1 protein-coding gene is annotated in these 1,442 nt (G+C 44.0%); it reads left to right on the forward strand.

Annotated features, from left to right (window positions below):
- The first annotated feature begins 99 nt into the window (after window positions 1-99).
- Window positions 100-1,425: an IS4 family transposase gene (locus GQR52_RS20315; protein ID WP_165729611.1), complete on the forward strand. Its 1,326-nt coding sequence runs from the start codon at window positions 100-102 to the stop codon at window positions 1,423-1,425.
- The last annotated feature ends 17 nt before the right edge of the window (window positions 1,426-1,442 follow it).

Below are 1,442 nucleotides of genomic sequence, written 5' to 3' on the forward strand. Positions count from 1 at the left end.
TTAGCTAACACCGATCAGTTAAGGTATTTTTGATCGGTTGACCGATCTTTTGGTTGCTTCACAATACCCTTATCATCTTTTGATTATGAGGGTATTTTTATGCTTAGTCATTGGTTACTTGATACGGATATATTCGCCACTCCTGACTCTTTATCTACATTTCAGAAACATATCCCTCTTGAGTGGATTTCTAATGTGCTCGAGCAGACCGATAAAGCAAGTATTCGCAAACGAAAGTTACCTGCTGAGCTTGTCGTCTGGCTTATCATTGCAATGGGTCTTTTTCGCGACCGCTCTATTAGTGACGTTGTTGAGAAGTTAGATTTAACACTCACTGATACCCTGGGCGATACGGTTGCTCCAAGTGCTATTCCTCAAGCGAGACAGCGCCTCAGTAGCGACCCCCTCCAAGCCTTATTTCACCTATGTGCAGCCCATTGGACACAAGAAGAAGATGCTGATGATACGTGGTATGGACTCCGGTTATTTTCTGTCGATGGAACGCAATTTCGTGCACCCGACACACCTGCTCTTGCTGAGCACTTTCACTATATTAAGCACAGTAAAAACCGTCATACAGAATATCCTATTGTACGCCTATGCGCCTTAAGCTCCTTGCGTAGCCGGTTGATACACCACGTTGCCTTCGGGCCCAGTTATCAAGGTGAGGTGAACTACGCAAAGCAGCTATTTGGTCATGTAAGTGATAACAGTCTAACTATTTTTGACCGATGTTATCTCAGCGCTGAGCTACTGATTAATTGGCGTAAGCAACACCCACAGTCGCACTGGATGGTCCCGATTAAAAGCAACACGCAATACACCGTTATTGAATCTTACTCTGAGCATGACTTCAAAGTAGAGATGAGTGTATCTGCGCATGCCAGAAAACAAGACCCTTCGCTTCCTGAGTGCTGGCAGGCCAGACTGGTTCTTTATCCTGAGCCAATGGGGCCTGGAAAAATAAAAGGTCTGCTGTGCTCTTTGGATGATGAACAGGCTTTTGGTGCGCAGGCCATTCTTGATGTCTATTTCGAACGCTGGGAAATTGAAAATAGCTATGGAGAAATAAAACACCAGATGCTTGAGGATAGTATTCTTTTGCGTAGTCAGACTGTGGATGGAGTCAATCAAGAGTTATGGGGGATATTGCTAGCCTACAATTTAATTCGAGTAGAGATAAGTCGAATAGCCAAAGAGGCTAAAGTCTCCCCGCTGAGAATTAGTTTTGTCATGGCTTTGCGGGATATACAGGATGAAATACTCTGGTGTGCCATCGCTTCGCCAGGTTCAATTCCAAAGAAATTAAGGGCAATGCGAGAGCGAGTGAAACGTTATATTCTTCCAGAAAAAAGAAAACGGCCCAAAAGTAGGACCGTTCGAATTTCAAAAACTCGGTACACCATTAAGTCAAAACATGCTTAACTGAATGGTGTTAGCTA

Origin of the sequence: Pseudoalteromonas sp. 31A1 (genome assembly GCF_011378815.1) — a bacterium.
GTDB lineage: Bacteria > Pseudomonadota > Gammaproteobacteria > Enterobacterales > Alteromonadaceae > Pseudoalteromonas > Pseudoalteromonas arctica.

Bases quoted from the DNA above. Each gene is read 5' to 3' on its own strand.
- GQR52_RS20315 (WP_165729611.1), top strand. From the start codon at position 100: ATGCTTAGTCATTGGTTACTTGATACGGATATATTCGCCACTCCTGAC.